We start from the raw sequence: 24,213 nt of genomic DNA, 5'->3' as shown, positions 1-24,213 counted from the left end.
GTGGGAATGATTTTATTTTCGTGTTACCCAATACTCAATAGTGAAGACGCTTGAATGCTGCTTATTTAAGTGGCTGATTTTTTTTAAAAACACCCCTGGCACGGTGGTGTATAACGATTGGAGAGTTATATGAAAACTATCGGCCTTCTAGGTGGTATGTGAATAGCCACCGACTTGATAGACACCTTTTAGTTAGGCAAAATGACTAAAAGAGAGGTGCTTATGAGCAGCAAAAGATATCCAGAAGAATTTAAAATTGAAGCGGTCAACCAAGTGATTCAGCATGGCTATGCCGTTAACGACGTTGCTGCTCGCTTGGTGATATCCAGTAAGACGCTTTATAACTGGGTATCAAAGTTCTCTAAGCCACCGACTCAGTGTAAACAAGATGGCGATCTTCTCACTGAAATTGCGCGCTTGAAGAAGCAACTCAAGCGAGCCGAGCAAGAAAGGTATATTTTAAAGGAAGCCGCAAGGTTGTTTGCCAACGAGTCAAAGAACGATACGCGTTCATAAAATCTCGCAGTCATCACTACCCCATCCGAGCGATGTGTCGCTGCTTAGGGCTACACCCTAGTGGTTATTACACATGGCTGAAAGAGCCACAAAGTAAGCAGTATATTGAAGAAAAAAGCTGTTGCTCAAAATCAAACAGCTTTGGCTTGAGGGTGGTGGTTTACATGGATACCGCAATCTTCACTTGGATTTAAAGGATGAGAAAATAGCCTGTGGGAGAAATCGAGTTCTGAGATTAAAGCAGAACGCTAACCTCAAAGTTTTACGAGGTTAGAAGCGTCCAAAAGTGGATTACTCCGGTCTTTAATAATGGCCTCAATAGAGAGTTTTAAGTGTTAGCGCCAAATCAGTGGTGGGTGAGCGATATCATTTATATCCACACGCACGAAGGATTTTTGTTCTTGGTGGTTGTAATGGATTTTTACGCTCGGCAAGTTGTCGGTTGGTCTATGTCACCAAGAATACGGAGGATCTTGTTTTATTAGCGATCACGATGGCATATTGGAACTGAAAGCATGAGTCGCCAACCCAAAACTGCGACATAGATATATAAAGATAAGATAATTGTGCTCATGCTCAATTATTAGGCATGTATAAACTAATCGCCGTACGATTTATCCCTTCCATGTAATGCAGAAGGTGGCGGAAGGCGTTTGCTGGTGCTCTCTCAGCCTGTGTAGGATGTAATAATTCATAGCAATAATCATTAAGTGGATGAAAACCAAGTAATGCCGCTTGCTGTCGCCACGCTTCAAGTTGCTGTTTGGTTTTTGGGCGTAAGTTATGAGCCCCTTGCTGTAGAATCGCGTGAGATAACTGTTGCCATTTCAGTAAAAAATCAGAGAGTTGATTTCGTTCCATTTAGTTTTTGTCCTTTGTTTTTATTTGCACTAAGCCGAATTTTTCATCAGAGAGTGGGGTTTTGGTAAACATCGCCAATACCTCAAAATAACTCTGTTTTGCATTGCAGTTCCAGCGACCAAAGAGCAGTTGCTGATGCTCATTACTCATAGATAAGTCTATATTTTTTGGGATACGAACATTCACCCTTGTATCGCATGTGGTAACGATCTCCGCTTCTTGATAGTGACAATATGGCATGTGTTGCGTCTGGTATGCTTGTTCGCAGCATAGCCAACCTAATTGATCCGTATTGGATGCAAAACGGTTTGATAAACGACGGGTTTGCATACGCTGCCATTGGGCACGAACCTGAAGTTCTGGGTGATCAAACAAGGTTTCCCATTCAATATCGGTAGGAGACGATGTGATTTTAGTATCTTTTATGGATAACTCATTGTGATGCGTTATTTTTGATTGCGCCGAAAACGACATCAGTGCCAATGAAGGCAGAGCTTTGAGATCGCACTGAGTATGCGCAAACGCCAATTGACTATTCCAGCCTTGATTTCGCTGTGCTTTTCGACCATCGGTGATGGTAGTCCATTGGTGCTGAACATGATCATAAAGATAAAAACGATACCCTTGAGCGCCTTTATCGGTACGCCAAAACTCCACACTTATCCCCATTAGGTTGTGATAACTCACTGGATGATAACGGCGCTTGTGTTCACCCGCTAAGAGATACAGTGGACAAGGCAGTGGCGTTTGTTGTAAAGCATGAAGTTGCAAGCTTAATGCCGTGATCTGCGGTATGACGGTGGCGTAGTCAACATCAATATAGTTAGCGACTAAATACTCAATCGTATTCAATACACTATTGAGTTGGGCTGACAGAGAGGGTAAATCCACTTGGTTTAACTCAAGTACCAAAGTATGCGCTTGTGCCAGTTGTGCAGGAACGATGTTTTGCACGCCCACTGAGAGCGTCTCTTCTAACCATTGTTCTAATTGCTGTAATTGAGCGCGTTGCTTATCGCTGATTTGTTCAATGAAGATCGCCTCATCCATGGCTAAGGTATTGCCTTGTATGGAAAGTGCAATCAGTGCCGCCGCTTGGTGTACGCAAGGGTGTTGTTTGCATGAGCAGGTGGCAAGTTCCCATTGCGACGCTCGTGGGAAATAGAGACGAAAGGATTTGCTGCTTGCGAAATGACATTGAACGATGGCGTGTTCATCATGGATTTCTACATCAAGGGTAATCCCTTTTCGCCAGTGCTGAATGGCCCTGGTGACGGTGCTCTTTCCCATAATAGGGGCGAGGTCATCACAGTGCTGTATAAACCAATCGTTAAGGGAAAAAGGCGCCAAAGAGGAGGCGACCTCTGTGGTGGTTTCAGGAGTAGTTTGACTTTCACATTGACGTAATGCAATAAAAAACGCCACTTTATGAAAGCAGGTATTGATGGCACCACACGAGCAAGTTAAGGCATCAATGCTCTTTTCACTGAGCGTTAATTGGTGTTGATCAATGACGCCATTTAGGTGAGAGGGGGTGATGTCCCACTCACTGATATCCATATCTTGGCTTTGTTTGGTGGCGCGACGTAATAAACCGCGATTTGTCCAGTTAACTAAGAAATCATCGCTTAATTGTTGCGACCAGTGTAGCAATGTCATTATTTGATTACCTCAGCAACCCATTGACTTAAATGTTCGGGCGTCATTGATGCTATCTCCATCCCCTTATGTAACAGTTGGTTGGTGATTTGATTGTCGTACTGTGGAATGCCCGCCGTATCTAATGCCGTTAATCCAAGCAGGGTTACGCCATCGCGGTGCATTTTTTCAGTATAGTGATACAGCGAAGCGGGTGAGCCACCTTCATAGAAATCACTGATCAATACCACCATGCTACGAGCCGGATCCGTGATGCGTTCATGCGTGTATTGCATGGCTAAACCGATGTTTGTCCCACCACCTAATTGAGAATTCAACAAGATGGCCAGAGGATCCCCTGCATGATCGGTGACATCGACAACCCGTGTATCAAATAAATAAAGTTTGACATTGAGCATAGGCAATCGACAAAAAATGGTGGCTACCACAGCGGCATGGATCAAGGAATTTAACATCGAACCACTTTGGTCAACCACCAAATGAATGTCCCACGGCACTTTATTTTGTTGGGTTTGATAAAAGAAAGGGCGTTCTAAAATAAACGTCTCTGTGTCAATTTGGTAGTGCTTTAAATTTCGTTTAATGGTGTGATGCCAATGCGTATAGGATAACGGCATCGGTTGTGCGTGGCTCATCGGTATTCTGTGATGAGAAAAAACACTGCGAATTTGTTGTACGAGTACCTCTTCTAACTCTTTGCATACGGTTTGAATAATGCGTTCTAGCTCAGAATGAAGAGAGGCTGGGATTTGTTCGCGAAACGATAACAGCAGTTGCAATAAATCCAAATCGGCCGTTTGTTGCTTGAGGGTATCTTCATCGAGTAGCAGCGATGTTAAGCCATAGCGCGCTAAACCGTGTTGTTGTAAAATCTCTACGGTGGATTTAGGAAAGGCTTTTTTTACGCTTGAGAGCCATGTTATTGGGCTAGGTAAACCGCTGTTGATGCCACCTTTAGACGACACGGTAAATCGGTCTTTATATTCCTGTGAATACAGTTGATCCAGACACTGATCTTTTAATGCGTCTTCTTGATTAAGGGTGTGTGAATAGCGTTGGCCTAAGATTAACCGCCAACGTCGATTTTGCTCATTAGTCATGAGAGATCCCCCATAATGATAGCCACTCTTCAGCTAGGTGTTGAAGTTGATTCGCTTGAAGTAAAGTATCATGACTTGGTATCGTTAAATTGAGCCATAAAGTATCGCTCTCTTGGTGACATAAGTGCCCAAACTCTTCGATTTGATTAGGGGTCATGAGCATAAAGGCGCGACGCAAAGCGGGAAGCGTGTGCAGAAAATCGTGTTCATCAAACTCAGAAATGATCTGATCTAACGCCGGTTGGATCGCATCATAATATTGGTATATTTGCGTGTCGACTAAGCCCAACCCATAACAGAAATCCCCCAGAGAATCCGGAGTGAGATGGCATTGGCTGGCGGCACTTCTCATCATTAATATCACGTTTTGTTGTTCATCTTCTTCGTTTGAAGAGGGAGCAATCGATAAGGCCAATCCTGCAAATACCCCTTGTATCTCAAAAGGGACGGCAATGTCAGACAGCGAATGAATCGCATCCAATAAAAAATAGGCCGGACATAATTGTGGCATTCGATTAATCAGCTTTCCAAGATCAGAAAGCAAGGTTGCCTCAGCGGTGCTGGAATGCCCATTAATGGCACGAGGCAGCCGAGTGCAAAGACGAACATAACAACGGTAAATCAAGCGTTCTATCTCGTTTTTCGTGTCTTGCACAAACAGCGAACTGTTCCATTGAGAGCGAAATAACAGCGTCAGTGTTTGATTAAGAATATGCAGATCACTTTCTTTATCCACCTGCTCAGAGAGGCGATGTAAGAATGGGGTAAGCCATTTTTCCAGCCCCATCTGCAAAGAACGCAATAGCAACGCCACAAGATTTTCGCTGTTTAGGTATTCATCAGCGAGGTGTTGTTGTATTTTATAGTTGATCGCTTCTACAATGGTGCTGCCTTGGTAGCCAAGCTCAATTAATGTGGTTTCTGTAGTAAGTTCGTATTGAATCAGCCACTTTTCTCGTACGCGATAAAGATCCGTTTGAGTGACAAAATTCGGGCCTGCGATCTGAGTGGCGTAAGGAATCGATAAAAAAGCCAAACGATGTAAACACTGAGAAAGCGCAAGGTGTTTGGGACTTCGATAAATAGCCAGCTCTTTAGTAATAGTGAGATCACTGAGTGTTTTTGGTAATGCAAAAGCATCACATTGACGGTGAAAGTCAATGATGATCGGCGAAGAAGGCAGCGTATTCGGCACCTTTCCGTATTGTGAATCAACAAAAAAAGCATCAAGCCATAATGAAAAACGCGATATGTGATCGCTTAAGCTCGGATCTTTTTCTAAGATTAAGCACGCGGCCTCACAAAACTCACTGCGTCCGACTGGCACTTGGCGCAGTTGAGCTAAATGCTCGGCGGCCACCACCAAATCGACCAATTGCGGCATGGCAACAGGGTGCTCTTTTTGCTGTAAGAATGACATGAGCTCTGTCGCCAGTTCCGTGTGCAGGCGGGTGGCTAGTGTTGCTCGTTCTTTCTTCGTGCTTGATTTTAGTTTTTTCCACCAATGCGCATAATAGCCACTTTGCGATAAATGCGCGCCGTACTGGGGATGACTTAATCGTGATAAAGGATAAGGGATCAGGTATTGATAAGACGTTTCCACTTTTATTTGAGGTAAAAAATCGGAGGTGCCTTGTTGTAAATAGTGCGAGATCCCCATGCAGTGAAACGCACCACAGACCACCAATACGCGTTTTCCCTCTTGGATATGAGGCGCAATGTGGCTTGCCATGTACTGTTCACGGTATTGAGTGTGACGATCCGTCTCGACACGCCCCTCCCGCATTTGCAGTCCAAATAGGTGCATGCGTGTAAAAAACTCAGAAGGTGACAAGGTCACATTGGCTTCAAAATGGCGATCCCACCACTGATCAAAATGTTCGCACCCAGAGCGTTGAAGTAACGCGTCAAGGTAACGGTGTTGAAAATGCTTTTTTTCACTGGAAGCGTAAATTAACGGGTTATTTCCTTCTTCGTTTTCCTCTTCCTCGTTACTCTCATTCCAATAACCGTAAGGCAAATCAATAAATTGGCAAGGAATGTTCTTTTTCTTTGCGACTTTTAGAGCGTTCCATTCAGGTGACATCTCTGCAAATGGGATAAACCCGCGTTGAGCATAAGGGTCACTCTGGGTCTCATTCGTTAAGCGTGCTTGTTTGTGTAGATAAATCGCCACTGGCGCTTGGCATTCATCGGCTTGCATGTAGGGCAGCAAGGATTGTGCATCATGTGGTGTTTCAATGAGAATCACATCAGGTTTGGCTTGTTTGATCAATTGCAACAAGTACCAACTGCATGTTGGACTGTGATGACGAATGGGAGCCCAAATGAGGTTATTATCGTGATGGAATTGAGCCGCAAGAGAAAGAAGATCAGATCCCTGCATGTTTGCATCCATCTAAGAATAGGGCCCATTGTGGGTCATTCGCACGCTGACGAGTGATCACCCGGATGTAATCGCTTAATGATTCATGATCTTTTTGATTGTCTTTAATGACGGTGCCCATTAAAAATTGAGCCAAATGCACAGGAGTAACGTGATTATCCCCAAAGTAGTGGCACTGCATGGCGGCATGAAAGGCTAAGTTGATGCTTTCAGGTATGGAGAGTAACGTCGAAGGCGTTGGGATGCTCACTCCTGCCACTTGGCCTGATTTCAATTCATCAAATACCGTGACTAATACATCAATGGTGTCATTCTCTAAACGTAAATCGACTTTTTCATGTTTGAGTCGATCATTCACTTGCGTCATGACTAATTCAATGCGTTGCTGGCGTTGAGCTAAGGGTTTCAATACTTCAAAATTAAAACGACGCTTGAGAGCAGAAGACATTTGATTAACGCCTCGGTCGTTTAAATTTGTAGATGCAATGATGGTGAATCCAGGCTGAGATAATAGGTAGTTGGTCTCAGATTGAATCTCTGGAATGTGCAAAATGCGATCCGATAAGATAGGGATCAGGTTATCTTGCACTTCTGTTGGGCAGCGCGTTAACTCTTCAAAACGCATGATGGCCCCTTGTTTCATGGCATTAAAGAGTGGGCCGGGTACCATGGCATCCATGGTTGGGCCTGATTTTAGCAGGGTAGCGTAGTTCCAACTGTAGCGAATGTTTTCTTCAAATAACCCAGCACTGCCTTGAACGGTATAGGTACTGTTACCACAGATAGCGGCGCTCAGCAGTTCAGACAGTAACGATTTTGCGGTGCCAGGCTCACCAACAAGCATTAAGCCTTGTTGACCAAGCAGCGTGACGATGGCGCGCTCTACCACCGCATCGTTACCGTAAATTTTACGTGTGATGATTTGCCCTGAAATTGGCGTGTCGCTACCAAGAATGAAGGTGCGTACCGCTTTAGGACTGAGTTGCCAATGAGTGGGCTTTGATGATGTATCCGCATCTTGTAGTGCTGTTAATTGTTCTTTGTACAGTTGCTCTGCGGGTAATCGTTGTACTGCAAACATGGTTAATCCATTTCATGTGAGTCATGCCACCAATAGGGAGTTGATGGCATGTATTAACGTGTTTAATGTAGGGTTATTTTATTGATTCAATATCATTAATTACTTCACTGTAGACCATTGGGGAGACGTTACCCAGCTCCAGTAAGTGATTGTTGCGATCCGAATAATAATGATAATCACCCGTGAAAAACTTAACGTGTGGGATGGTTTGATTCTCGTCATAATCGTACGATCCCATACAAAAGCCTTCTTCCATATAAATCAGGGCGCTGATGTTGGCTTGAACAAAGTATTTTTCGAACCATTGCACCGAGCCGCCATCCAAAGGCTCACCGGTTCGCCATCCACGTTTTTCCAACGAGCTGCGCATACGTGATGTGCCGAATTTTTCTTTTTTATAGCGAGTGATCGTTTTATACGCGTGATCGTCTTCGGCTAACGTAAAGGTTGGGCGTGACAATTGAGCAAAAGGCGGCACAATCTCATAATCATCCAATAGATTATTCCACTCGATGCACGTTGCTTCTTCCAGCGTTAATGGGTGGACGACAGAGAACAGGCTCTCGTTGTCTATCGTAATGTTTTCATCATCAATATCCACAAACTGGTTGCTTTCGTCTAGACGAGCAAGCGTGATCTTATCTTGGTGCTGAATTGACCAAACCACACGACGTGCAATGTAACTGAGTAGTGGGTTGTGACCCCATGTTTGATTAAATAAGCTTGGTGAGAAAAGACGACCGGTGATCATCGCTTGCTCTAAACGATCAACCGCATTACGGTACACTTGTTTGATGTGTTTACGGAATTGAGTCAGCTCTGCGCGGCGTACTTTTAACAGCTCAGCATCATCGTCTTTACGTGTCGCTGGTGCCGATTTTAGCACTTTGCCATCTAAGCTGGTGATCAGTGAACCTTCATCGCAGAGTGTTAACGTTAGCGTACGCTCCCCAAATGGGAAAGCCGCGTTTCCTTGTTGGTCAAAGCCGAGATCCGCAGACACAAGATCTGAAATCTCATCGCGAGAAATGCCTCTTTCTTTTGCCAGTTGATTCAGGGCTTTAATGCAGCGCTCTTTCAATCCTTGGCTACGGGCTTTGCGTGACCAGTGATCCAGCCAAGTGAGTGCCACGGTAGAGCTTTGGTAAGCTAAGACTTCAACTTTATAGAAGGCACTGGCAGACGCCCCGTTGCGTGATTCATCATCGAGATCTTTGCCGTAGGCTTGCATCAAGGTGTCATCACCCAGTAAAGCCGCAGAGAACAATACCCATCCTAAGCGACGCGATTTATCATCCGCTTGTTGATAGAGGGCGTCCCATAACGGTTTGAAGCCTGCGTTATCACAGTGTGCGATCACCTTAACCAATAAACTTGAGTGCTGTTTCGCGCTCTCTTCTGATAATTTAGAGATCACCCATTGCATGACTTTTGGTGGTAACGGGTTACCTGTTGTCCAATGAAGTGATGGTAAATTCTCAAGCTCGATGCCTTTTGGTAGTGCGCCAGCAAATTCACTTAATAGTGCTTCAAGCTGGGTAAGGGTATCCGTTGAAAGTGGTGCATCGGCATCTAATTGCGTTTCAAGCTCGCTCTGAGCTAGCGTGATCGTAATGGCGATGTTGTTCATCAATAGGCTTAATGTATGGTTTTTCTCTTTTACTCGGGCTTTATTTAATGCCGGAAGCGCCTCTGGAATAGGGGCTTGAGATAAGGCTTCAGCCACTTGCTTTCGAGTCGCGAGTTTTTTATGCGCCAATAGGTCAATAATGATAGGGTACGTCTCATTTGGCGACCATTGAAGCGCTAATGCCATTGATCGTGCTGAGGCATTGGGACTGAACGCTTTAAATACGGTTAACGTATTGGCGGATTGCAGTGGTAAATAGAGTGACCATAGCAGATCCATCGCCAGAGAATCCATTGTGGATAAGATAATCTCCGCGGCCTTAATGGCATTCTCTTGGTAATACTCTAGGAAAAACTGAAATGCGTGTTTATTGGTTTCTGTATAACCGCCATCAGCCTCGATATCTTGAACCCAAAAAGTCAGGCAAAGCAGTGCATTTTGCTCATTATTATCATGGTGTTCCATGAGTTTTTTAAATAATGCTAGCTGATAATAGTGTGGACAAACGTGATGAATTATGGCACTCAGTGTCACCACTAAAGCACGCTCACCATGTTGGCTCAGCAAGTTATTGGCGATTTGTTCGACATAAGAATCGAAGTTTTTCACCCAATTTTCAGAGGTGTCACAGCCACACTCAGGATCACGACAGTTTGCATTGGCTTTGATGGATTTAATGGCTTGCTTAACGGTTTTATGATCATCATTAGACACGGCTTGTAATAATTGTTTCACCGTATTCGCTGGATTTGTATCAACACTCACCTCATTTTCTTGTCCGGATAGAGTGGCAAGCAATGATTTTATCTCAGCGACTTTTTCTTTTTTGAACAATGGCGTCGTTGTGCTCACGATGATGTCGGTCAGGCTTGGATCTGACACCAATGAAAGCAATGCTTCACACGCGTGAAAGCGCACATTTTTTTTACGAGAAGATAAGGCATTCAATAATGCATCACTTGCTGTGGAACCTTGTTTAAGCAATCCTTTTGTTGCCGCTTGTCGTACGCTCTCAATGGTATCATCAAGATAGTCAATTAAGGTAGGGATCGCAGCAGGATCCGTCGAGACACTCAAGGCGTTGACAAGGAAAAAGCGCTGCGGGATTTTTTTGGTTTGGAGTGCAGAAATCAACACATGTGGAAAACCTGTACCAATAACAGCCAGCCCTTTTTCCTCTTTCTTATCAATGCGAAGCTCTGAGCGTCCCCAATCGACAATACGTTGAACCATGCGAGTGGCCACATTCTCATTACAGAAAAGGTTAAGAAGCTCTACTTTATGCAGATGCTTAAGTATGAATTTTTCCATGTGTTGGTCTGATAATGCCGACAACACAGCACTGTTTGTTCTTAGGTCGTAAGCACTTAAATGCTCAACAAGGTAATCCGCACGAGCGTCGTCAATCTGTTGATTTTGCTTTTTTAAATGTAATGCAAGCCAAGGAAATAACGCCATTGCTCGTGAATGGCCATCATAATTTTGTGGCACAGGGTAAGCTAAGGCTATTTGACAAATTGCGTCACTGTGTTGGTCGAAGTAAGGTGCAATGTCATCATAATCGACACGATGATTCTCAGCAATTATGCACAGTTGTTCTGGAGTGATGCTGTGACACGTGAATGCTAAGAAATCCAGAGAATATATATATCTTGCTTGCGTTGCAGCGATGTTGATGGCGTCACACACGTCTTGGTGTGGCCAGCATGCAAACATCTCCTCTAGTGTGCTTTGCTCTCTATCATCAACAACGTCCTCGGCAATTTTTGTTAGTAAGCAAGCAGGGGTTTGATCGACATTGATCTGTTTATTTTTTAAAAATTCAAAGTAGAGAGATAAAGAAATGGATTCTAAGAATGAAGGCAGCGCATCAATTAATGGTTGAACATCACCTTGAGCCTTCTTTATCAAAGACACCGAGTAGTCGGTCATTTTACCATATTGATTCCAACGATTGATGTTTTCAGGTTCTTTACTGGCTTGAGTAAATAAATCAATACAATCAGCAATGGTATAGCCATTAGAAGCCCCACTGAGTGTATACCATGAGTTTATCTCAGTCGCGAGATTGAGGATCTGCTTTTTGTGCAGTTCCCACAGTATATTCTTATATTGGTCGCCATCTTCAAAGTGCTCACGCAATTCATCTTTTATTTCATAAAAAGAGTCGTTGTCTTCAACAATTTTTTTAGCAATATTTAGTTCTGATTCAGTTATCATACTACGCTCACTATTTAGTGATTTATTTTTATTAAAAAGGTAAGTCTGCCTTGTCTTGGCGTCGTCGATCTTCTATCTGATTTGATCAACAATGCCATCTCGAATTAATGACCGTTTTCAGGAACCAAGCCCGCACCTTCAGTTGACTCGGTACACAGTGAGCGGCATTAGCTACAATGCCGCTTTTTCTTATTCAACGATATGTGGCATGAAACGTTCTTTATGAAGCTGGAGTACTTCACCTGTGAACTCTCTCACAGCGATACCGGAAGATTCCATATCTAGTGCTTCGCCATCTACCCACGGAGCGAGCCAAGAGCAAACGATGGCTTTTGTTTCGCCCTGATCTGCAGATGTAGTTGGGCAAAGTTCTTGATAAATGAAATCATCTTCAGCGTAAAATCCAGAGGTTTCGTGAACGAGCTTGTCATCATGATAGAACTCAATGTTGTTGCTCATTCGGCCTTGGAGCGGCTTTTTTACGTAATGTGAGAGGTGGGGGGGCTTTTCCATGAATGATGGAATAACGTATTGCCATGCTTCAGCGTTTGCAGTAACAAAAGCCTCTATTACACGATCTTCCTTAGCAAGCACGTCTTTTAAATACGTTAACCATGCCCAGACTCCCTTATTTGAGACGAACCATCGCCAAGCGGGCTCCATGAAACGTGTTTTATTAGACCACTTGTGCCACTCTAAAAGGGGATTAGACGTTTCAGCATATAGGTCCCGAACCATGTCTTCCCAAGGGTAGAGTGCGAAAATGTAATCTAACTCTAAATCGTCAAGTAACCACGTACTTCGATTTAGGGAGAAATCATAAACCAGCCTATTGATGTCGGAGAACTGGACCAAATGTTCGGTTTGCTCGTTAAATGCATGGAAAAGCAGTTCTGTAGTGATACAGTCTTCAGTCAACTTTGTATCACATAAGAAAGCCACACGCTTGGGCGATTTACCTATCACTCGGTCTAAAGTCTTAGTCAAGTTTTCATAATGTAGATTGTATTGGTCGTTTGCCTGATCGAGCTTAGTAACCAAATGATCCTGCATAATCACAGAATCATAATACATCGTTGGAGTGTCTAAGTTACCTTCGTAGAACTTTAAAACCTTACCATTCTCAAAATCATAGGCGATATCAAATCTGCCGTAGATTGCCTCATGATTTTGCTCATAGGTATGGATGGCATACTCAACAAACTCGGGAAACTGTTCGATGAATTCCCTTCCATAAAAGGTTGGAATTAGGGATTTGTAGGCTTCAGAAAAAAGAAAGTCTAGAGAATTGACGAGTAGATTGTAAACCTGCTCGGAAGCAATGTTGATGGCTTTAACCTCCTCTCGTGTAAAGCGATAGAAAGGGGTTTGGGCATCCTTATTCTCAGGAAAAACAAACTCGTCTTCCAATGGCGTTAAAGAAGTATTGCCACCATGAATCAATGCGATCGCAGATGTGCGGGGGCACTCTGCTTCCAGAGCGAAGTAATCTGGTGTCACGGGTAATAGTATTTTACGCATATTTGTGTGCATGAAGGGGGAGCCCCCCCCCTTATTTCCTGAGATGAAACTATCCACCCCACGAGCGAGATGAACTGAAACCCATCGAGCTACTGCGGCTGGAAGAACGTTTTGTTGAGAACGCTTGACGTTGTTGAGATAGTGTCTTGTCGGATGATGCTTTTGCTTTGATTGCAGCGGCACGCTCGGCAGATGTTTTTTTAACAGTTTGCGCACTGTAGATCCGTTTCTCTTTGGACGTTGTCGTGCTGTAGCTATCCATCGTTGAGTAAGACGTACGCGAGTAGCTATTCCAACTCGAATAATTCGAGACGTGGCGATAACACTCGTTGTCGTCGTCATCAAAAAGATAGCCGGGTTCGCAATTTGACTGACTGCTCAACTCTCGAGCGAGTTGTGAGTTGGCTTTTCCGGAATGGGTCTTATCCAGTTGAATAATATATTCAGTCACGCCACTCTTCGTGTCACCTTTGACGTTCAGTACCGCGACGTACAGATACTTCACGTTATTGAGGTAACCGTATCGTGCACCTACAACTTCGGGATGAATCTTTTGAATTTCAGCCAGAAACTCTTTGAGTTCGATATCTTCGTTATTCAGTGTTAAAAGAACGTCATCAACAGCATTTTGAATTTGATCAGGCGAGGGCGTTATGGTGTTGTCGTATTGGTGAGAGGAGCTATGTACTGTGGCCATTACAGTCATGCCGGTAATGAAACCAGCGCCACCCACCAACGCAATCTGAGACTTTTTCATTGTTTGCACCTATGCTGGTTAGTTGCTCATTGAAGCTGCGTTGATGAGACCAGCACTAATTGAAATGCTAGCAAGCAAAATAGCTTTAGCTTTTTCACCTGCGTTGATACGCTCAACAATAGTGGGAAGAGTGAGACGAACCAAAGCAAATACGGAAATTTGAACAACCATTGCAACCACACCCCAGATCGCAAAGTCTATCAAGTTTACTGATACTTTTGAGGCAGCAGTCAACGCTAAAATGAAACCTAAAAGGGCACCGCCAAACGAAATCGCTGCTGCTTCATTGTTTTGTTTTATCAATGCAAACTCGTCGTGAGGTGTAAATTTGGTATATACAAAAGCGAAAACAATAACCATCAGTAACGAAAGGCCAAAATATGCAATGAAAGGAATTAGCCCAGAAAGGGATTGCATTACATTAAATTCATAGGAGTTGAACATCTAGAGTTATCCTTGTTGGTGATTAATAGTTAACTGTGTGAGAGGTATGGAAACGCCAAGTGCGATGGAGCAGATGTAATTTCCTCGGTGAACAATATCGTGGTTGTCGTTAACCACGACTTCTTGCTCGACATTGACAATGACGATCTCTTGCATTTGCGCGGTTATATCTCGAAAGAATACAGCGAAGTTATTGTCAATAGTGTTTAAGTCATCGCCGATGACTTCCACGACTTCTAGGCCACCAAGCACACCCGTTAATCGGTGATATTCAGCGCCTTCAAAAGAAAATATTTCACTTTCTTCAATTATGTTTCGCCAGTAGTTTTCTGTTGCTTTATCACTCTTCGAACAAAACTCGTCTCCGGCATCTAATTGATATTTGAACAGCATAATGTCGATAAGGTTGTCAATTTTGTTTTCGCCAAAAAAGTTAAACTGAAAGAAGTAATCGTCTTCGGTATAGAAACGATGCGTATGTTCACCTCTTTCATTGTGGCTAGATTTACCGGTCACTTTTTTCGTCTCAGAACCAATCTGAAACTTTAGTTCAGGCGTGAAACGAAGCATCGGATAATCAACAGTGATAAGTTTTTGGAGGTCTATACCTAAAGTCGCTGTTTCACATTTCGTGTTTTCAACGAGATCAGGATTAGTTTTTAATTCAAAAAGTGTTTTGAGTTTTCTTAACATAAATAATTCTTCAAATGAGTTTCAATTTTCTGGATCTCTTGGTTTGCGATGTAATGAATAAAATCACCACCGCTGACCATGGCATCATCATCGGGGTTGAGCTGCAAATTTCGCCCTAGCTTGTCACTCTTTTTGGAAAAGCCTATCGAGATGACTTTTAGCTCTCGCTTAAGGATTGCCGACAATTCAGAGAAAGCCATTTCTCGCATTTGAATGGGGAGTTTAAGTGTGAAATGTGTTGCTAAAAAAGCAGGGTTAAGCAGCGCCTCTGTGCAAGAGCTGCTACCAGGGAACATTGCTGAGCGTGAAAGTAGGTGTTCGTCATGAATATTGATAATCTCAGTGCGGCCACTCGCGCCTTCTAACAGAGCTTGAATGTCCTCACACTCTGAATAGACTACGATATGGGCGTTGGATCCAATACGCTCTAGGTAGTGATCGACGGCAACTGCAGTTAAATAGTTAACTGCATCTATACCCGTGTTTACGATAATGCTATCGCACTTTTCCAAACCCAGTCGTTTTAGCTCTTTAACAGAAACATAGTTCTCAACATTTACATAGAGAATATCGGTGTTCATCAGAGGATGCTCTAAACCTTTTTCATCAGAAACGATGACGATTTTTTTCTTATTTGCTTGGAGAAGCTTTGTCAGCTTAGCCGTGCGTTGTGGTATCCAACCAAAGACAATGATATGTCTACTGAGATCGCTCACGTCAATTGTTCCTGCTACAAATCTTTTTTTCAGTGTTAAGTACAATTCGCCTAACTTCGCCAGCGCTGAGCCAAATAGCAAAATACCAGTAGGGGCGATAATCAATGCATAGAACAACCGGCCTCCAGGCGTTACTGGTGAGATATCCCCGAAGCCAACTGTGCTCATTGAGACACTGTACCAATAGGTATAATCAATAAAGTTTTGGGTCAGCGGTTCACTGAATGCGGCGAGCATTGCCCATGTAAAAAGGTAGTGAATGAAATAGGTGGCGAGGAGTACTCGCCACGTTGTATTTCCCACCATCCTTTGCAAGAAACTCACTAGCAATGGACGATGTAAAAACATTGAATCACCAACCTAAACCGTCATCATCGGTTGTCGCTGCGTCGATTTTATCTTGTAGGCTATTTGATGAAGCGTTCTTACGTTCACGTTGCAGTCGAATGAGTTCTCTTTCTTCTTCTTGACGTCGGGCGAGTTTTGACACGGCACCGCCGCCAGCTACAGATACGCCTTTAATCTCTGCTGCAAGCTCTGTTTGTGCTTTGTGAACTTTAATTAGCTCAGCATTCGCACGATAGTTTGCAATCAGTTGCTCTTCTGCTTGGATTTCATTTTCCATCTCTACAATCAAAGTGCGATTTTCTTTAATTGTATCTAGCGTGAACTCATATGCTTCAATCTGTGGCGTATACTTCGCTTTTAGTGACTTGATCTCGTTATGAATTTCTAGGCCTAAAGCTCGGAATTCTGTTGCTTTTTGCTCATCACCAGCTGCTTTAGCGTTGTCATGGCGTTGTTTGATGTCTGCCAAACTCGCTTCATAACCTTCTACTTGAGACTCGTAAGCTTCAAGGTCTCGTTTTTGGACACGGTTTTTTGCCTCGCACTCATCGACTTTCTGTTTTGCGCCAGTTAGACGTTTACGAGCACGAGCAATATTCGCCTCATGAATTTCTACGCCATAGCGGTCATCGATAGCCTCTTCTGCTTTCTTGGCTACGGCTTCGCCAAGTCCAAATAATTTTTTAAACAAACTCACGGTGTATTTCTCCTGAAATTAGTTTTGCTGATTATGCTCAGTAATCAGCTGCGCGACTTCAAACGCGTTGATAGCCAGTTTATTAAGCTCTTTCTCTACGCCTTCGATAGGCGTGTTAGACAATGTCTCACCTAAAATCACATAGCATTCTTCGCCATCGATCTCTTCCAAGGCGAAACTAGATAAAGGCAACAGCTTTGCTGCTTTCAATAAGCAATAATTCAGTTTTGCTGGATCCTTAACCTGATCGACCGAGGCCAGCACTGCCTCAGCGGTCATGTATTCTCCGTTTATGACAACAGCAATTGCTAAGTCTTGATGCTCTTTTAAAACAACAGAAAGAGAAGATTCACCGATCACTGTAGGGATGAACTTAGTTTCATTTAAAGATGATGCCAATTCGTTAGCAGTCCACATATTCACTTCCATCTGTATTTGTTTGCTATAAGTTGTGCTCACTCATGAGGAAAAACGTTCCCACTGAGTTTACTTCAAACCGCACAGGTGGCGGTCAAACGATATCGTCTTGTTCAGGGGAGGAGAGTACGCCTTTAACCATTCGGTTAGCTTAGAAATATCAATGGGCGTATCGGACCTGCTTGAAAAACAAAGCAATTATATCGTGATGGTTAGGGTTATTCACTTGGCAAAATGTCTGTTCGTATAAGCAATCTCACGGTTCTTGCCGACATAAAGAAAGCATGTTCTATTTTGATGTGTCTTTGGTGCTTTTTGATAACTTGGATGTGCAATTCAATTAACGGGTTTGCATGCGACAAAAAGGTATACGTGAGCAGGATCTGCTTGATTCGTACTCTTCTTTCCTAAGGCTAAATACACCAGAGGAAGTTTTTCTATTGGACAGAAAACTGTAGTAACGCACCATTTTAAAATGGTGCCGAGGGATACGACTCACGAACCGTAATATCATATCTTCCTTCGTCAACGTCTTCGTTTTGTTCTGACCATCTCGATGGTCTAGGTACTTAAACATGCCCGTTCCTCCGTTGTTGGCTCATCGCTCGCAGCTTCAATTTGATGGCTGTCCGCCGTGTGTTCAGACATCCACTCCGTTACACGTTGCTGCCCTAATTATGGTGTTGTGTAGCGACTAAGATAGTCGTAGCACCGCAAATCAAAGTTTGGGCCTTCATCAGCGTTTGTTTCTTGCGGAATTTTTTGCGTGAGAGAGTTGTAATCGTCGTAGCTCACTAAACCAGTACGAGTTCGATGGATTTGCTCAAGGTCGAAAATATGTTCTCTGTCTGGCGTACCACCGCCTTGGGAATGATAAATCATTGGTCCTAGGTATTTGTCTTGACAATTTATCGATACCACTTCATTCATTACACGAACATCAACGCTGAAACGAGCTAAAAAGCTTTCTGGTGTTTGTAGCAATCATTTACTGCTATCTTTGATGTCGCCACCGATGTGCCAGGGATGGACACAGTTAGCAAGGCAAGAGTTGGGCAAAAGCCAACACAAACGGGTAAGCGACATTCTCTCCACATCGATCGCCTCAGGTTCATTCCATGCGTTTTCAAGGATGGAATGGCAGGGTAACAACGTTCTAATGATAGGAAAGATTCATCGATACTTTACATGTGTTGTTCTGGAGCGAGTCGACTAATAACTTGCATCATTTGGGACGACAGGTCTGCGTACAATTCGTAATTGGATGATAAGGTAATGATTCCTTTCTGCTCACAAAGTGCTTTAACTTGAAAGAATGATTTGAACTTCTCAATGCCTGCTTCTTTGGCTTGTCGATTTGCAGCCACCACGCCCCCCCGTCGCTATTGGAAAGAACAACGACGGGCTTACCTCGCCAGTCGGGACGGAAAACTTGCTCAGCACTACAATAAAATGAGTTCGAATCGACTAAGGCATACATTATTTTTGCTCTCAGCAGGTTACTTGGTCGATGACAACGTATGGATCTGATGACTACACCTTCTAACGAAAATGAGTCACATTCGGTAATCAGGGTTGGTTGATACTTACTGTGTGCCGATAATAGCCGCTTGCGATGAATATGAATTCACCATTGAGGTTTGTGACAATAACGTCGTTCTGTTTAACATCTATATGTCGAAAACGATCAGCAAATCCTGATCAAATATACCTAGCCCTTGCATGGAATCACCACATGCTCGCCCGATGAAGGTTGCATTGGGATGCTCTACTAGCAGTTCGTCTAGATCTAGAGAGTTGAATGTATTCAGTAGCTGGAGACTAAATCCAGTGATGCCAGCATGTGCGCTAATTGGAATAACTCTCATAAATAATACTGTGTAAGTGAACAGTATTATTTGGTGTGAAAAGTCATTTTGGCAAGTGGGTGTAAACTGTCGGCCTAATATCTCAGCAAATTTAATTATGTGATTTGAAGGTTTGTTCCTATGTTTCTGATAATCAAGAATATATGAGGACAAACGTAGTGATGGAATTAGATCAAAGGCGACTTACCGCGGTTAAGAACCTGCTTATTGAGATCGAGTTTTGCACTGATGAGGTGGTCGAAGAGGGGAGTCGAAAAGGGCTGTATATAGATATAAACGATTGGCATCTTTACCCAGTGTTTCAGTTTGATGAAGAGATGGAAATATATGGTTAACTAAAGAGACGTCTTGATGACTTAAGAGCAGGCCGAGATGAAGTTGATGTCCTTCACGGGAGCTTTTCTGAGAAAAGCGTGCTGATGTGCAAGGCGGTTACGTCTTACTAGTTGGTCGAGAAAGCTTTGAGTTTCGGTGACTTAAAAGCTCATTATGAACTGGTGTCGGCAGAAGCTAGACAGAGTGAGTATCTGACCGCTCGTCCTATTGAGTACCTAGGAAAAGACGAATTCGACGTATTTGTCGACGATTGGAAGCTTGGAGACTATCGAATGATCCCGAGGAAAGAGGTTAAGGGCATTTCGGGGTGGTGAAGCTGAAGTAGGAAACATCAAAGCGTGACTTTGAGCCTAGTAATTTCCCCTATCAAAAGTTATCCGAAGGAGTTAGGGTAACACTATTATTCTGAAACTATGAGGCATCATACAATCTAATTTCTTTTAACTTTCATTAACCTATTGATTAGATTGTTGGTATGGTATTAAAAAGGTTACATAATAGGAATATGAAATGGGCTAAAAGCCGCATAGAAAGCGTTATGCTCTTTGGAGGGGATAATGACATCCTTATCCGATATTAGCTCTAGGCTTCAATAATCTTTACTTTGTTGTATTCGCGTAGAGCTCGCCCACCGATAGGATTAGTACAGGTTAAGTTGATTAAGTATTCACCTGTTGAAAGTAGGTTGGCGGCCTCAGTGAGTGTTGGAACACAAACCTTATTTTTTGCCTTGTTTGTCCTGTTTGAGTCAGTTGGCGTATGAATCTTTTTATTTAGCACATAATGACCATCAAGGTTCTGCTTTGCGACAAACTCTAAGCCTTTAACTTTACCACGTGTACCAGTAGCTGAGATTTTGATTACGTTTTTATATTTCATTTTAAGTCACCCTGAATTGCGTGCGTAGATCATAAATTGGTAAGCCTGCGTAATCAAAAATAAATTAATCTCTAAAAATCAAAGCAATAAAATGCATTGGAACGAGCATAACAAAGCATTTAAGAGGGATTCTCAACGCTTGGCATTTTCAGTTTGAGTCGGCAGTAGTGTTTACGGCACAATGCTTTAGGTAGGGTGGTTTGCGTTGTTCACCCCTTAACGCGGCGTTATGCTGCAATGAGCTTTCGATATGATCTAATGTTACATAAATCGTTATTATCCCGAGAGAAATCGAATCATGTATCAATTGCGCTGCACTAAGAAATCACAAGACTTGCTGGGTCTTAGACCCCAAGACATGTCAGATATTGAAAGCGAACATCATATTCTCGGTAATTGGTATATGCATACATTTACTCAAGAGCGTCGAAAATGTCTCTTTTTCATGGAAGAGAAAACTCTGATGTCTTTTGTGCTTATCGGTTTCAAAAAGTCAGAATTCAAGCATTTTAATGAAGCTTTCAAAAGTGGGTTGTTGACCTTACTAGAGCTTGAAAATGCTCCAAATGAGATTCTTTCTTCGTTTGGAAATGCAGAGCCGAATATTAGCTTTACCAAAACTGACAGTCGAAAGTTACTTGGTCACGTTAACGATAAAATGTCGTTGTACCAAGATTTCATATATTCAGATGGCGGTTTTGAGCATTGTGATGTAGCGCAGATCACCGCAAAAATTAATAGAATGCCTCAAAAAGAGCTGGGTTGGGCATTATCAATAGATGTCTTCAATGAGCTCTTCAACTAGCAACATAACAAACTGTTCAAGAGGGATTCGCAACGCGTGGCATTTTTACTATGCGTTACGTTTGGTGTTTAGGTTGTATGTGGGGGCATCGGTATTGCGTTGCTCACACCTTAACAGGGCGTTGTGAAAATGAGGGGAATTAACATGTTAGATAGTGAAAAAATCGAATTAATAGAATCTTATGTCAGTAGCTACAATGCTTTTGATGTGGTTGGATTACTCGATCTTCTTGACGATGGTGTAGTGTTCGAGAATGAGTCAAATGGAGAAATTACCGCTCGTTCAAACGGCAAAGTTGAGTTTGAAAGCTTGGCTTCTGAGTCGGCAAAGATTTTTAGTGCTCATCAGCAAGTTGTGCTAGCTACGGAGATGTTGGAAATGGCAGCGACGGTCAACATTGAGTATATGGGGACTTTGGCAATAGACCTACCTAACGGTCTCAAAGCGGGGCAGGTTTTGGAGTTAAAAGGTCGAACATACTTTGAGTTTCAAAATGGTAAAATTAGTTACATAAAAGATGTCAGCTAAATTTGTATAACAAACAATTTAAATAGATTCGCAACGCTCGACATTTTTGGTTTAAATCAGTTTTAGTGTTTAAGGCGGTGTGCCGCGGCTTTTGTATTACATTGCTCACACCTTAACAGGACGTTTTGCCTTTTCACGTTGAACAATTCGTGCTAATAAGTGCTTTAATTTGATTGGTCTTGTGAATGTATTGGTTGTTGTCATGAAATCTGAGTTTATAGTTATCGGTTTAATTAGCAGTTTTTCTATAGGTAGCTTAGCTAACGATATTCGGATTACCACGCCTGTTGACGAAAAAGAAGTAGGCTGTTCCAGTGTTGTTTGTAAAAATATTATTGCAGAAAAAAGTGTTAGTAAAGCAGGGGACTTTCCAGAAAGAACGGGTAATGAAACCTTCTCGGCTATAGGGAATGTATTATTCGTAGTTGGTGAAATGGGTTTAGCTGAAAACTTGCAAGAAGATAATGTTGACCACAGGGTTATGAAGCACCCTTGAACATAGGTATAACAAAGCATTTAAGAGTGATTCCCAGCGTGTGGTATTTTTACTGTGCCTCGATTTTAGTGTTTAAAGTGGTTACGTGAGCTTCGGTATTGCGTTGCTCACCACTTAAGCGGCGTTAGTGCTCTCGCTAAAAATCAAGAATAAGGATTTTTAATGTCAAAATTTCAGTTTTATAGTAAGCCCGATACCAATGATAAAGCGTTTACATTTCTAGATATGGGCACAAACAGTTTTCTCGATGAAAAAGAAATATTATTTAAGCAGGGGTTTGAGGTCTCAGGAGATGTCATTTTTGCCGCTACTCCAAAAGAGGCTGTAGAGAAATATAGATCAAATTTTTTATATGTATCAGAAGAATACACGTATTCAAACTTGATTACAGCGATACCTTTGCTATTGATTGATTGTTTTAGGTGGGCATTTGGTCGCCGTTCAAAGCACTAAAAAAGTATTTAAGGCAGATTCGCAATGCATGGCATTTAGGTTTCTTTTAAATTTAGCGTTTACGTCCATAGTGGTTTAGGCTCAGTGGCAGTGTTGCTCATTACTTAACGCGGCGTTAGCCCTCAAAAGTAAAATATGGATACTTCCCCAGAAATAGAGTTATCTAAAGAGTAGCATAACTCAATTGAAGTCCTCAGAAACAAGTCGTTTCCTGAACATCAAGTAACTCGTTCTTACTATAAGCAACTCCCGTATATGAGGGCTTTAAAGTACAGAGATGATCAACTGGTTGGTGACATGGGGCTGGACTATAGAGTTGTTAGCGTCGGCGATGAAATTTACAAATATTGGGCGTTAGTGACTTTTATGTTGAACAATCACCTCAAAGAAATGGTATTGGAACTGCCATGTTGTCTCAACTCAGCGAGTATGCCTCAAGCAAACAGATCGACTTTATTAATTTAATCTCCGATTTAGATACTTTTGTTATGGTAATGGTTATCTTCGTCTTAGTTCTTTAAGCTCTTGGTTGCGAATACATGATCATAAGAATGATGGCGTTGCAGTTGATCAAGTCGATGATTTGTATGTTAAACCGATTAGCGGTAAAACTTGGGCTGTTGGTCATATAAACTGGTTAGGGTATATGTATTAGTCGGGTATCGGGCTAGCAAATTGTTCAAGAGGGATTTCAGCACGCGCGGCATTTTTTACTATGCGCTGGTTTTAGTGGTTAAGGCGGCATCGGTGTTGCGTTTCTCACACCTTGACAGGGCGTAATATTCAAATTAAGCCAATAAGGTTCTGTCCAAAATAAGCTACGCGCGGTGTGAAATAGGGGCTCGAAAGAGCCCCAAGCATTGTCATGACTTAGACTTTGTCCCTACTTTACGGCTCTTCCTCTTAACGCTTCAAAGGTTGCTCTAACGCGAGATGTGGTGTTGGAAGTGGCGTTTTCTGAAAGCGGCGTCAATAAACTTTCGTCGCAGATAGTGAAACGGGCCATGCAGTCTTGCTCGAACTTAGATTGCTTCTCCTTCTTGCCCAGACCTCCAATCGTTCGACCCATGTCATACTTTTTGTCCATGAATTTGGCGAGCTCATCATTTTGGTACTTCTCTACATTAAAGCTTCTATAGCCGTAGCCCATGTTAGACAGTATCGACTCTAGAAGGGCCAAGGCCTGCTGAATGTCCTCGGCTTCATACTCTTTTAGCTCTAATCCTCTTGAATCAGTTGTGCGACTGCCGTCGGCACGTTCAATTTGACCAATAGTTTCACACAAATGGTGGATCGGGGCAGCGAACTGATGAATGGTATCGCCGTTTTCGAGAGTAACAGTCCCTCGTTCAATGTTTGCCACGCGTTCGAGGTTTTCTTTGACTGCAAGTTTGAGATACACCTGAATTTTCTCGAAGTAGCTGTCTTTTAGAGACATGATGTGTGGTTGAAAGTGCTCTGTGGCGTATCTACGCTCTATGTCGTACTTTGAGTTTGGTATCTTAGTAGCGGTATCCAATGGGATCTGGAAGATAACGTCAAATGAGACGACAGAGTCTCTATCAATAACAGTTCCTCTTACTGATATAGACTTACCGTTATCACGTGGTAGACGCAATTGATACCATACCTTAATGTTTGCAGTATTTGCGTTTTCTTCTCTCATGTCGGAAATGATTTTATTTGCTTCAATTACACTGATCATAAGTTGTCCTTTTTTATTATATTTATTAGTAAGGTTATTTAAATAGTAAGCTCTTGTTTTTCCAAGCAATATAAAGTTATTTTACATATTTTTACTA

24 protein-coding genes and 4 pseudogenes are annotated in these 24,213 nt (G+C 42.6%); 9 read left to right on the top strand and 19 right to left on the bottom strand.

Going from position 1 to position 24,213, the window contains the following annotated elements; genetic code table 11:
• Window positions 1-222: 222 nt before the first annotated feature.
• The 3 genes from UQW94_RS01820 (at window position 223) to UQW94_RS23485 (ending at window position 1,001) form a co-directional block, all read left to right on the top strand.
• On the top strand, window positions 223-516 hold the full coding sequence (locus tag UQW94_RS01820) for a transposase (RefSeq protein WP_225473094.1): 294 nt from the start codon (window positions 223-225) through the stop codon (window positions 514-516).
• A 121-nt stretch (window positions 517-637) separates the two neighbouring features.
• Window positions 638-790, top strand: a complete 153-nt coding sequence (locus UQW94_RS23490; RefSeq protein WP_225473093.1) for an IS3 family transposase — start codon at window positions 638-640, stop codon at window positions 788-790.
• A gap of 58 nt (window positions 791-848) precedes the next feature.
• Window positions 849-1,001, top strand: coding sequence for a DDE-type integrase/transposase/recombinase (locus UQW94_RS23485; protein ID WP_390902713.1), 153 nt, complete (start codon window positions 849-851; stop codon window positions 999-1,001).
• Window positions 1,002-1,092: 91 nt separating this feature from the next.
• On the opposite strand, the gene UQW94_RS01815 is transcribed toward UQW94_RS23485, so the two are convergent.
• The 17 genes and pseudogenes from UQW94_RS01815 to UQW94_RS01735 form a co-directional block, all read right to left on the bottom strand.
• Complete coding sequence (locus tag UQW94_RS01815; RefSeq protein WP_213899875.1) at window positions 1,093-1,377, bottom strand: hypothetical protein; 285 nt, start codon at window positions 1,375-1,377, stop codon at window positions 1,093-1,095.
• Window positions 1,378-3,036, bottom strand: coding sequence for a hypothetical protein (locus UQW94_RS01810; RefSeq protein WP_322141943.1), 1,659 nt, complete (start codon window positions 3,034-3,036; stop codon window positions 1,378-1,380).
• On the bottom strand, window positions 3,036-4,136 hold the full coding sequence (locus UQW94_RS01805; protein WP_225473091.1) for a VWA domain-containing protein: 1,101 nt from the start codon (window positions 4,134-4,136) through the stop codon (window positions 3,036-3,038). The genes UQW94_RS01810 and UQW94_RS01805 overlap by 1 nt, the downstream gene beginning before the upstream one ends.
• Window positions 4,129-6,522 carry a DUF5682 family protein gene (locus tag UQW94_RS01800; protein ID WP_225473090.1) on the bottom strand — a complete coding sequence of 798 codons (2,394 nt, stop codon included), beginning with the start codon at window positions 6,520-6,522 and terminating at the stop codon, window positions 4,129-4,131. Before UQW94_RS01800 ends, UQW94_RS01805 begins: the two co-directional genes overlap by 8 nt.
• A complete protein-coding gene (locus tag UQW94_RS01795) occupies window positions 6,509-7,603 on the bottom strand; it encodes an AAA family ATPase (protein WP_322141942.1) in 1,095 nt (364 codons plus the stop codon). The genes UQW94_RS01800 and UQW94_RS01795 overlap by 14 nt, the downstream gene beginning before the upstream one ends.
• Window positions 7,604-7,676: 73 nt before the next feature.
• The gene (locus UQW94_RS01790; protein WP_315957173.1) at window positions 7,677-11,453 is read right to left on the bottom strand and encodes a DUF4132 domain-containing protein; all 3,777 of its coding nucleotides are present in this window, start codon (window positions 11,451-11,453) and stop codon (window positions 7,677-7,679) included.
• A gap of 189 nt (window positions 11,454-11,642) precedes the next feature.
• Window positions 11,643-12,974, bottom strand: coding sequence for a glutathionylspermidine synthase family protein (locus tag UQW94_RS01785; RefSeq protein ID WP_225473087.1), 1,332 nt, complete (start codon window positions 12,972-12,974; stop codon window positions 11,643-11,645).
• 49 nt (window positions 12,975-13,023) lie between these two features.
• On the bottom strand, window positions 13,024-13,731 hold the full coding sequence (locus UQW94_RS01780) for a hypothetical protein (protein WP_225473086.1): 708 nt from the start codon (window positions 13,729-13,731) through the stop codon (window positions 13,024-13,026).
• A gap of 18 nt (window positions 13,732-13,749) precedes the next feature.
• A complete protein-coding gene (locus UQW94_RS01775) occupies window positions 13,750-14,175 on the bottom strand; it encodes a DUF350 domain-containing protein (protein ID WP_225473085.1) in 426 nt (141 codons plus the stop codon).
• A gap of 6 nt (window positions 14,176-14,181) precedes the next feature.
• On the bottom strand, window positions 14,182-14,868 hold the full coding sequence (locus tag UQW94_RS01770) for a DUF2491 family protein (RefSeq protein WP_213899866.1): 687 nt from the start codon (window positions 14,866-14,868) through the stop codon (window positions 14,182-14,184).
• The gene (locus tag UQW94_RS01765) at window positions 14,862-15,932 is read right to left on the bottom strand and encodes a potassium channel protein (protein WP_322141941.1); all 1,071 of its coding nucleotides are present in this window, start codon (window positions 15,930-15,932) and stop codon (window positions 14,862-14,864) included. Before UQW94_RS01765 ends, UQW94_RS01770 begins: the two co-directional genes overlap by 7 nt.
• Window positions 15,933-15,936: 4 nt before the next feature.
• Entirely contained in the window at window positions 15,937-16,629 is a 693-nt protein-coding gene (locus UQW94_RS01760; protein ID WP_322141940.1) for a hypothetical protein, read from the bottom strand.
• An 18-nt stretch (window positions 16,630-16,647) separates the two neighbouring features.
• Window positions 16,648-17,046, bottom strand: a complete 399-nt coding sequence (locus UQW94_RS01755; protein WP_225473081.1) for a DUF2170 family protein — start codon at window positions 17,044-17,046, stop codon at window positions 16,648-16,650.
• 378 nt (window positions 17,047-17,424) lie between these two features.
• A pseudogene (locus UQW94_RS01750) lies at window positions 17,425-17,638 on the bottom strand (transposase); the annotation flags it as partial.
• A gap of 83 nt (window positions 17,639-17,721) precedes the next feature.
• On the bottom strand, window positions 17,722-18,030 hold the full coding sequence (locus tag UQW94_RS01745) for a hypothetical protein (RefSeq protein ID WP_225473080.1): 309 nt from the start codon (window positions 18,028-18,030) through the stop codon (window positions 17,722-17,724).
• A gap of 44 nt (window positions 18,031-18,074) precedes the next feature.
• A pseudogene (locus UQW94_RS01740) lies at window positions 18,075-18,526 on the bottom strand (DNA polymerase V subunit UmuC); the annotation flags it as partial.
• A 12-nt stretch (window positions 18,527-18,538) separates the two neighbouring features.
• Window positions 18,539-18,914 (bottom strand): annotated as a pseudogene (locus UQW94_RS01735) (LexA family protein); the annotation flags it as partial.
• Between the two features lie 461 nt (window positions 18,915-19,375).
• Here UQW94_RS01735 and UQW94_RS01730 point away from each other — a divergent pair.
• Window positions 19,376-19,564, top strand: a complete 189-nt coding sequence (locus tag UQW94_RS01730; protein WP_213899862.1) for a hypothetical protein — start codon at window positions 19,376-19,378, stop codon at window positions 19,562-19,564.
• Window positions 19,565-19,832: 268 nt separating this feature from the next.
• On the opposite strand, the gene UQW94_RS01725 is transcribed toward UQW94_RS01730, so the two are convergent.
• Window positions 19,833-20,129: a hypothetical protein gene (locus UQW94_RS01725; protein WP_225473078.1), complete on the bottom strand. Its 297-nt coding sequence runs from the start codon at window positions 20,127-20,129 to the stop codon at window positions 19,833-19,835.
• 298 nt (window positions 20,130-20,427) lie between these two features.
• On the opposite strand from UQW94_RS01725, the gene UQW94_RS01720 reads away from it, so the two are divergent.
• The 5 genes and pseudogenes from UQW94_RS01720 (at window position 20,428) to UQW94_RS01700 (ending at window position 23,066) form a co-directional block, all read left to right on the top strand.
• Window positions 20,428-20,934: a DUF6933 domain-containing protein gene (locus UQW94_RS01720; RefSeq protein WP_318119321.1), complete on the top strand. Its 507-nt coding sequence runs from the start codon at window positions 20,428-20,430 to the stop codon at window positions 20,932-20,934.
• 144 nt (window positions 20,935-21,078) lie between these two features.
• Window positions 21,079-21,462: a nuclear transport factor 2 family protein gene (locus UQW94_RS01715; protein ID WP_225473075.1), complete on the top strand. Its 384-nt coding sequence runs from the start codon at window positions 21,079-21,081 to the stop codon at window positions 21,460-21,462.
• Between the two features lie 202 nt (window positions 21,463-21,664).
• Window positions 21,665-21,958 (top strand): hypothetical protein, encoded by a 294-nt coding sequence (locus UQW94_RS01710; RefSeq protein ID WP_225473073.1) that lies wholly within the window; start codon window positions 21,665-21,667, stop codon window positions 21,956-21,958.
• 162 nt (window positions 21,959-22,120) lie between these two features.
• Entirely contained in the window at window positions 22,121-22,411 is a 291-nt protein-coding gene (locus UQW94_RS01705; RefSeq protein ID WP_225473072.1) for a hypothetical protein, read from the top strand.
• 183 nt (window positions 22,412-22,594) lie between these two features.
• Window positions 22,595-23,066: pseudogene (locus UQW94_RS01700) on the top strand (GNAT family N-acetyltransferase).
• A gap of 228 nt (window positions 23,067-23,294) precedes the next feature.
• On the opposite strand, the gene UQW94_RS01695 reads toward UQW94_RS01700, so the two are convergent.
• Window positions 23,295-24,116 carry a hypothetical protein gene (locus UQW94_RS01695; RefSeq protein ID WP_225473071.1) on the bottom strand — a complete coding sequence of 274 codons (822 nt, stop codon included), beginning with the start codon at window positions 24,114-24,116 and terminating at the stop codon, window positions 23,295-23,297.
• Between the last annotated feature and the right edge of the window lie 97 nt (window positions 24,117-24,213).

Source organism: Vibrio sp. PBL-C16 (assembly GCF_034321865.1).
GTDB classification, from domain to species: Bacteria; Pseudomonadota; Gammaproteobacteria; order Enterobacterales; family Vibrionaceae; genus Vibrio; species Vibrio alginolyticus.
The sequence above is the reverse complement of the archived record's forward strand: the minus strand, read 5'-3'. Positions and strand labels throughout refer to the sequence as shown.

Excerpts from the sequence above, each read along its gene's own strand:
- UQW94_RS01725 (WP_225473078.1), bottom strand. The coding sequence starts at position 20,129 with ATGAAATATAAAAACGTAATCAAAATCTCAGCTACTGGTACACGTGGT.
- UQW94_RS01695 (WP_225473071.1), bottom strand. The coding sequence starts at position 24,116 with ATGATCAGTGTAATTGAAGCAAATAAAATCATTTCCGACATGAGAGAA.
- UQW94_RS01780 (WP_225473086.1), bottom strand. The coding sequence starts at position 13,731 with ATGAAAAAGTCTCAGATTGCGTTGGTGGGTGGCGCTGGTTTCATTACC.
- UQW94_RS01770 (WP_213899866.1), bottom strand. The coding sequence starts at position 14,868 with ATGTTAAGAAAACTCAAAACACTTTTTGAATTAAAAACTAATCCTGAT.
- UQW94_RS01800 (WP_225473090.1), bottom strand. The coding sequence starts at position 6,522 with ATGCAGGGATCTGATCTTCTTTCTCTTGCGGCTCAATTCCATCACGAT.
- UQW94_RS01810 (WP_322141943.1), bottom strand. The coding sequence starts at position 3,036 with ATGACATTGCTACACTGGTCGCAACAATTAAGCGATGATTTCTTAGTT.
- UQW94_RS01715 (WP_225473075.1), top strand. The coding sequence starts at position 21,079 with ATGTTAGATAGTGAAAAAATCGAATTAATAGAATCTTATGTCAGTAGC.
- UQW94_RS01720 (WP_318119321.1), top strand. The coding sequence starts at position 20,428 with ATGTATCAATTGCGCTGCACTAAGAAATCACAAGACTTGCTGGGTCTT.
- UQW94_RS01755 (WP_225473081.1), bottom strand. The coding sequence starts at position 17,046 with ATGTGGACTGCTAACGAATTGGCATCATCTTTAAATGAAACTAAGTTC.
- UQW94_RS01785 (WP_225473087.1), bottom strand. The coding sequence starts at position 12,974 with ATGCGTAAAATACTATTACCCGTGACACCAGATTACTTCGCTCTGGAA.
- UQW94_RS01790 (WP_315957173.1), bottom strand. The coding sequence starts at position 11,453 with ATGATAACTGAATCAGAACTAAATATTGCTAAAAAAATTGTTGAAGAC.
- UQW94_RS01775 (WP_225473085.1), bottom strand. The coding sequence starts at position 14,175 with ATGTTCAACTCCTATGAATTTAATGTAATGCAATCCCTTTCTGGGCTA.
- UQW94_RS01765 (WP_322141941.1), bottom strand. The coding sequence starts at position 15,932 with ATGTTTTTACATCGTCCATTGCTAGTGAGTTTCTTGCAAAGGATGGTG.
- UQW94_RS01795 (WP_322141942.1), bottom strand. The coding sequence starts at position 7,603 with ATGTTTGCAGTACAACGATTACCCGCAGAGCAACTGTACAAAGAACAA.
- UQW94_RS01805 (WP_225473091.1), bottom strand. The coding sequence starts at position 4,136 with ATGACTAATGAGCAAAATCGACGTTGGCGGTTAATCTTAGGCCAACGC.
- UQW94_RS01815 (WP_213899875.1), bottom strand. The coding sequence starts at position 1,377 with ATGGAACGAAATCAACTCTCTGATTTTTTACTGAAATGGCAACAGTTA.
- UQW94_RS01705 (WP_225473072.1), top strand. The coding sequence starts at position 22,121 with ATGTCAAAATTTCAGTTTTATAGTAAGCCCGATACCAATGATAAAGCG.
- UQW94_RS01820 (WP_225473094.1), top strand. The coding sequence starts at position 223 with ATGAGCAGCAAAAGATATCCAGAAGAATTTAAAATTGAAGCGGTCAAC.
- UQW94_RS01710 (WP_225473073.1), top strand. The coding sequence starts at position 21,665 with ATGAAATCTGAGTTTATAGTTATCGGTTTAATTAGCAGTTTTTCTATA.